Source organism: Pseudomonas sp. AF32 (genome assembly GCF_022342325.2).
Classification (GTDB): domain Bacteria; phylum Pseudomonadota; class Gammaproteobacteria; order Pseudomonadales; family Pseudomonadaceae; genus Aquipseudomonas; species Aquipseudomonas uvaldensis.
On record NZ_RQJK02000008.1, the window covers coordinates 208,870 to 214,869 of the forward strand.

7 protein-coding genes are annotated in these 6,000 nt (G+C 60.7%); 3 read left to right on the forward strand and 4 right to left on the reverse strand.

The genetic code is table 11. The annotated features are described in order from the left end of the window. Positions 1-140: 140 nt before the first annotated feature. The 3 genes from EGM97_RS10415 to exbB are packed head-to-tail and all read right to left on the reverse strand — an operon-like array spanning position 141 to position 2,311. Entirely contained in the window at positions 141-899 is a 759-nt protein-coding gene (locus EGM97_RS10415) for an energy transducer TonB family protein (protein WP_238964962.1), read from the reverse strand. Next, complete coding sequence (gene exbD / locus EGM97_RS10420) at positions 896-1,324, reverse strand: TonB system transport protein ExbD (RefSeq protein WP_053148751.1); 429 nt, start codon at positions 1,322-1,324, stop codon at positions 896-898. The genes EGM97_RS10415 and exbD overlap by 4 nt, the downstream gene beginning before the upstream one ends. 6 nt (positions 1,325-1,330) lie before the next feature. Next, entirely contained in the window at positions 1,331-2,311 is a 981-nt protein-coding gene (gene exbB / locus EGM97_RS10425; protein WP_238964963.1) for a tonB-system energizer ExbB, read from the reverse strand. 188 nt (positions 2,312-2,499) lie between these two features. Here exbB and EGM97_RS10430 point away from each other — a divergent pair, with 188 nt between their 5' ends. Further along, a complete protein-coding gene (locus EGM97_RS10430) occupies positions 2,500-3,357 on the forward strand; it encodes an NAD-dependent epimerase/dehydratase family protein (protein WP_238964964.1) in 858 nt (285 codons plus the stop codon). A gap of 35 nt (positions 3,358-3,392) precedes the next feature. Here the strand turns inward: EGM97_RS10430 and EGM97_RS10435 are convergent, their stop codons facing one another. Beyond that, a complete protein-coding gene (locus EGM97_RS10435; RefSeq protein WP_238964965.1) occupies positions 3,393-3,758 on the reverse strand; it encodes a hypothetical protein in 366 nt (121 codons plus the stop codon). 449 nt (positions 3,759-4,207) lie between these two features. On the opposite strand from EGM97_RS10435, the gene EGM97_RS10440 reads away from it, so the two are divergent. Both EGM97_RS10440 and EGM97_RS10445 read left to right on the forward strand, forming a co-directional pair. Next, positions 4,208-4,570: a DUF6124 family protein gene (locus EGM97_RS10440; protein WP_238964966.1), complete on the forward strand. Its 363-nt coding sequence runs from the start codon at positions 4,208-4,210 to the stop codon at positions 4,568-4,570. A gap of 148 nt (positions 4,571-4,718) precedes the next feature. After that, a complete protein-coding gene (locus EGM97_RS10445; protein ID WP_238964967.1) occupies positions 4,719-5,954 on the forward strand; it encodes an AAA family ATPase in 1,236 nt (411 codons plus the stop codon). Positions 5,955-6,000: the final 46 nt, after the last annotated feature.

Here is a 6,000-nt window from a genome sequence, read left to right on the forward strand (position 1 = left end):
CCGCTGGGGCGCACAGCGGCCCCAAAATCAGCTGACACATCTCCCCCAGACTGCCGAAATCATGGGGCCGCTACGCACCCCAGCGGGGATAAATCCCCTCGCCACAAAGTCACAAGCCCCTGTTACAGGGGCTTGCAATATCAGCGGCTGCGCTTATCGATGGAATACACAAACGGCGCAACAATTTCGATGGAGCCGTTGGTCAGCATGTCGGCCGGTGGCTTGGGCAGTGGTTGGGCCTTGCGGATCATCTCCAACGTGGCCCGATCCAGATCGGCATTGCCGGACTTGCCCACCAGCTCGAACGACAACACATTGCCTTCGGCGTCCACCACGAACCGCAGGCGGTTCAAGCCTTCCTTACCCCGCGCTCGGGCACTGGCCGGGTAATTCTTGTACTTGCCCAGGTGCGCCAGCAGCGTGCCTTGCCAACTGGCCTTGGCGGCCAACTGCGCAGGCGATGGGCCAGGGGCCGGCTGCGCGGATTTTTCCGTCGGGGCCTGGGTCGGCTGGCTGTCGCTCGGCTTTTGCTCCGAAGGCTGTTCCTTTGGCGGCTCCGGCTTCTTCTCTTCCACCGGCTTGGGCTTGGGCGGTTGAGGCTTGGGCTTGGGCTTGACCGGCTTGGGTATGGCAATTTCCGGCTTGGGCGCTTCGGCGAGTTTGGGCAGAGGCAGCTCTTCGACCGGCTCCGGTGGTTTCGGCGGCGTGACGACTTTCGGCGGCGCCGGCGGTGGCGGGGCGGGAACCGGTGCCAGTTCGACCATCATCGCCTGCGGTGGCAGTTCGATGGGCGGCCGTGTCGTCCAGTTCAGCGCCAGCGCAATGGCGAGCGCATGCACGCCCAGCACCACGGCCAGGCTACCGCTGTAACGCGTCAGCTTTTGGCGCGTCGTGATCATTTCTTCGGCGCCGTCTCGAGTCCGACCAGACCGACCTTCAGGTAGCCGGCGCTGCGCAGAGCATCCATCACGCTCATCAGGTCGCCATAGTCCACGCCCTTGTCGGCCTGGAAGAAGATCGTCGTGTCCTTCTTGCCCTGGGTCTTGGCGTCTAAGGCCGCGCCGAGGCTTTCGGCCTTGACCTCTTCTTCGCCCAGGAACAGGCGCTGGTCGGCCTTGACGCTAAGGAACATCGGTTTCTCCGGCCGGGGCGAAGGCTTGGCCGTCGACGCCGGGAGGTCAACCTTGATGTCCACGGTGGCGAGCGGGGCGGCCACCATGAAGATGATCAACAGCACCAGCATCACGTCGATGAACGGCGTGACGTTGATCTCGTGGTTCTCGGCCAGATCGTCGTCTGCGCCTTCTTTCAAATGCAGGCCCATGGCCGATTACCCCACTTTCACCATGTGCGGTTGCGAGCCACGCTCGGACGGCAGGTGGTCGAGGTCGCGGCTGACCAGCAGCAGGACTTCGGCCGAGGCGTCGGACACCTGGGCCTTGTAGCCGGCAATGGAGCGGGCGAACACGTTGTAGATGACCACCGCCGGGATCGCGGCGACCAGGCCCAGCGCGGTCGCCAACAAGGCTTCGGCGATGCCGGGGGCGACGACGGCGAGGTTGGTGGTCTGGGTCTTGGCGATGCCGATGAAGCTGTTCATGATGCCCCACACGGTGCCGAACAGGCCCACGAACGGCGCGGTGGAACCGATGGTGGCGAGCACGCCGGTGCCGCTGCTCATGTTGCGACCGCAGGCCGCTACCAGGCGTTCGAGGCGGAAGCTCACACGTTCCTTGATGCCTTCCTTCTCACGGCTGTTGGCCGACAGGCGCATTTCTTCGAGCGCGTCGTGCACCAGCAGGTTGGCGAGGGTGCCTTCCTTCGCCGCGGAGGCACTGGCTTCCTTGAGAGTGGCGGCTTTTTTCAGGGCGGCGATTTCACCGCGCAGGCGACGCTTGGCCCCCAGCAGCTCAAAGCCCTTGGCGATCCAGATGGTCCAGGTGATGATCGAGGCGATGGCCAGGCCGATCATCACGGCTTTGACGATGACATCGGCGTTCTGGTACATGCCCCACGGGGACAGGTCGTGGGCCATGCCCAACGTGTTGTCGGCCTCGAGCACCTGCGGAGCGTCGGCGGCAGTGGCTTCGACAGCCTGGGCCGGGTCGGCGGCGACCGGCGTTGCAACCGGGGCGGTCGCTTCGGCAGGCGACTGGGTGGCCGCCGGCGCGGTGGCCGGGGTGGTGGCAGGCGTCTGTGCATCGGCGAACACGGCGACAGGTGCCAGCAGCAGGCTGAACAACAGCGCTGCCACGGCGCTCCAGGCGCGAGGTCGGTTGGTTGGCGAAGCGGAGGATAGAGAGTGTTTCATGCTGGCCGGACCTGAGAGGAAAAGACGGTTGATGTTCTTCCAGGCCTCGTGGGGCCGAGAACAAAAGTGGCGTGCATTATTGCAAGTAATTCTTGTTAACAGAAGTAATAGAGTATCTTTTTTTCCAGCATTGCTAGCCGCTCGTCCCCAACGAGGGCTAGTCTGCGGCTTTACCCGAGGAGTTTTCGATGTCCGCGCCTTCTGTTTTGATCGCCGGTTGCGGTGATATCGGCGGCCGACTGGCCAGCCAGTTGGTGGCAGAGCAATGGCAGGTGTATGGCTTGCGCCGTACGGTTTCCAGCCTGCCGGCCGGTGTCGTGGGGGTTGCGGGTGACCTGTTCAGCGAGCAATGCCCGGCCGATTGGCCCACCGGGCCGCTGGATTATCTGGTGTACAGCGCCGCCGCCACCGAACACGACGAAGCGGGTTACCGCGCGGCTTATGTAGAAGGGTTACAACATGTGTTGGGCTGGCTGAAGCAGCACGGTCAGCAGCCCAAGCGGTTACTGTTTGTCTCCAGCAGCAGCGTCTATGGGCAAAAGGCGGGGGAGTGGGTCGACGAAACCTCGCCCACCGTGGCCGGCGGCTACTCCGGCCGGCTGATGCTCGAAGCCGAGCAAGTGGCCCTCGACAGCGGCATCCCGGCCAGCCGTGTGCGCCTGACCGGCATCTACGGCCCCGGCCGCGAATGGCTGCTCAGCCAAGTGCGCCAAGGCTACAGCGTCGTGGAAGACCCGCCCCTGTATGCCAACCGCATCCACGCCGACGACGCCGCCGGCCTGCTGGCGCACCTGCTCAAGGCCGATCGACAGGGCAAGTCCCTGGACGACTGCTACATCGGCGTCGACGACGCCCCCGCCGCCCTTGCCGACGTGGTGGCCTGGCTGCGCGAATACATGGGCGTCACCCAATGGGCCGAAAACGCCAGCGTACGCCGCGCCGGCAGCAAACGCTGCAGCAACGCTCGCGCCAAGGCCCTGGGCTGGTCGCCGCGTTATCCGAGTTTTCGCGAGGGGTATGCGGCGATTCTGCAAGGGCGCTGCTGACCTGTGGGAGCGGGCTTGCTCGCGAAGAACGCCCTTCAAAAAACCGACGGCGGCAGAAAACGTCCCCACGCCGAAATGCGTTCCGCCGTCACGGCGCCCATCATGATCAGCGAGAGAAACCCCAGGCAGAGCACCACGAGGGGAAGCTTGGTAAACGCGAACCGGATGCCGCCCAAGGGGCCGGGGTATTGTTTCAAATAGGCTTTCGCGACCCGCCGGTAGCTATCCCCCGACAGATAACCCCACAGGAAAAACAGCGCGGTGACGATCATCGCGAAGGGCCGCGGATCGGGGAATTGCAGACAGGTAAAGCCAGCGCTGATGCCAAACAAGGCGCCAATGTCCTGGGAGGAGCGGAAGTAGCGCTCGGCGATCAGTTCGTCGTCGGTTTTGAACAGCATGGTTTCTCTTCCTGAGGGAGGTGTCGGGGCGCGCCGCTGCCAGGCGGGCGACGTCATCCGATAAACATAAAACAAAGTGCTGTCGTGATGCAGCGCATACGAGGCGATTCGGGGTTCGCCATATCCTTACCGCCACGCCTCCACACAGCCACGTCTCCTTGCGCCTTTGCCTACAACTACGCCAGAATCCGCCGGCTTGTGCGCCTTGTCCCTGGATTCTATTGTCTTCCTGCCACTGCTTATCAGTGGTCGGGTTTAGTAGCCCGGAGAGTTACCAACGGTTGCATGAGTCTTCCAGTCAGGCATACGCCTGCACGTGATGGTGGCTGTGTGCATGGCGTCTTCGGGCGCGCCGGGTTTGGTGACTTCTCCGGTCTACTAACTTGCACACAGCTGCCTCCATTTCGTTTAGTAGCGAGACGGTTGCGGCCCTACTAGAGGAAGTCCCAATGTTCAAAATAACTCCGAACCCGCCGAAAGCCGATCCGTCTTCCCCTTACGCCGACGGCATCAACGCCAAGAAGCTCGACGACGCCGCCAAGCGTGCCCTGGATTTCTATCTGGCACCCAAAGAGAAGAAGAAAGCTGGAGGCGACCCATCGGGCAAGCTGTTCACCGTCGTGGAAGATGTCGATAACGAGTGCCTACTCGCCAACCTCAGCGAAACCCTGGCTTCGGCGGATGCCATGGTCAGTGATTTGGCTTTCGAACTGGATGGCTCCCGGCGCCATGTTGCGCTTGGGATTCAGCAGTTGATTGAGCTGGGTACGTTGCTGGCGAATCGGGCGTTGGATAATGTCGAGGCGCGGTAGCTGACAAGTAATGCTCAATAGAAAACCCGATGTGTTGCATCGGGTTTTTCATGTCCGTCCAAATAGCCTACGTGCACGGCTTCACAGCTAATTTTGTCGAATCGCATAGTGCCTCGTGGACGGTACATTAATGACTGGAGGCTCCGTCATGCTTAAAAATCTGACCCTCAAAGGTATTAATCCAGCAGACAGCCTCTGCATCGATTTCAAACCGCGCCTGAATTTCCTGACCGGTGATAATGGCCTGGGTAAAAGCTTCGTATTGGACATCGCCTGGTGGTCGCTGACACGTACTTGGCCCAGAGATGGCATTGCCACTCCGCGTAAAGACGCCAAGCAATCGAGTATTGCTTATTGCTATGAAGGTAGCTCGGGCGACTTTTCATACAGAAGCAACTTCGATCATGAGTCTCAGCAATGGTCGGTAAAGCAGAGCCGCCCGGCGATTCCAAGCGTGGTGATCTACGCAGGTGTTGATGGCAGCTTCTCCGTTTGGGACCCGGCTCGTAATTACTGGAAGGGCGACAAGGGGGAGGCCGCAGCACCGAACCGTCCACGTAGCTTCGACTTTTCACCTGATGCGGTCTGTAATGGCCTGGTTTCCAGCGATGGCAAAACCCAGCTGTGCAACGGCCTGATGAATGACTGGGTCTTGTGGCAGGAGGGTGGTAAGCCGGCATTCGACGATCTCGTCAAAGTACTGGACGCTCTGTCACCTTCTGGAGTCGAAAAGATGAAGCCAGGGGAACCTATGCGCGTGGGTGATAGTGTCAGGGATATTCCCTCTCTGCGCATGCCTTACGGGCAAGATGTGCCGCTGACCCAAGCTTCCGCAGGCATGCGCCGAATAGCAGCATTAGCCTACCTGCTTGTATGGACTTGGCGAGAGCATCAGCTGGCTTATGAGCGTTACCGGGTCCCACCGGCCAGGGAGATCATCTTTCTCATTGATGAAATCGAGTGCCATCTGCATCCGCAATGGCAACGCCGTATCGTTCCAGCTTTGCTCAATGTCATGAATGCACTGACCGGTAGTCGTGAGGTACCCGTACAGTTACTGGCAGCAACTCATTCGCCGCTGGTACTGGCTTCGGTCGAGCCTGATTTTGATAGTTCATGTGACTGCATTTGGGATTTTGATCTGATTGGTAGTGAAGTGCGGGCATCGCTCTATCCCTATTCGCGGAAGGGGGATGTGAATGCCTGGCTCTCTTCCGAGGTTTTCAATCTGAAGGAGCCCAGCTCTGTGGCTGCTGAAGAGGCGCTGGGGCGTGCCCGAGCATTCTTGCGACAAGTCAGCTTGCAGAAGGCTCCTTTGAGATCGTGTCCCGGGAAGTGGTGTAACTCATCATGGCTCTGGCCACTGAGTTTGCCGTTTAGTTGATCACGGCCGACAGCTTGGCCTGTGGATTATCGCTGACTGCTTCAAA

Excerpts from the sequence above, each read along its gene's own strand:
- EGM97_RS10445 (WP_238964967.1), top strand. The coding sequence starts at position 4,719 with ATGCTTAAAAATCTGACCCTCAAAGGTATTAATCCAGCAGACAGCCTC.
- exbB (WP_238964963.1), bottom strand. The coding sequence starts at position 2,311 with ATGAAACACTCTCTATCCTCCGCTTCGCCAACCAACCGACCTCGCGCC.
- EGM97_RS10440 (WP_238964966.1), top strand. The coding sequence starts at position 4,208 with ATGTTCAAAATAACTCCGAACCCGCCGAAAGCCGATCCGTCTTCCCCT.
- EGM97_RS10430 (WP_238964964.1), top strand. The coding sequence starts at position 2,500 with ATGTCCGCGCCTTCTGTTTTGATCGCCGGTTGCGGTGATATCGGCGGC.
- EGM97_RS10435 (WP_238964965.1), bottom strand. The coding sequence starts at position 3,758 with ATGCTGTTCAAAACCGACGACGAACTGATCGCCGAGCGCTACTTCCGC.
- exbD (WP_053148751.1), bottom strand. The coding sequence starts at position 1,324 with ATGGGCCTGCATTTGAAAGAAGGCGCAGACGACGATCTGGCCGAGAAC.
- EGM97_RS10415 (WP_238964962.1), bottom strand. The coding sequence starts at position 899 with ATGATCACGACGCGCCAAAAGCTGACGCGTTACAGCGGTAGCCTGGCC.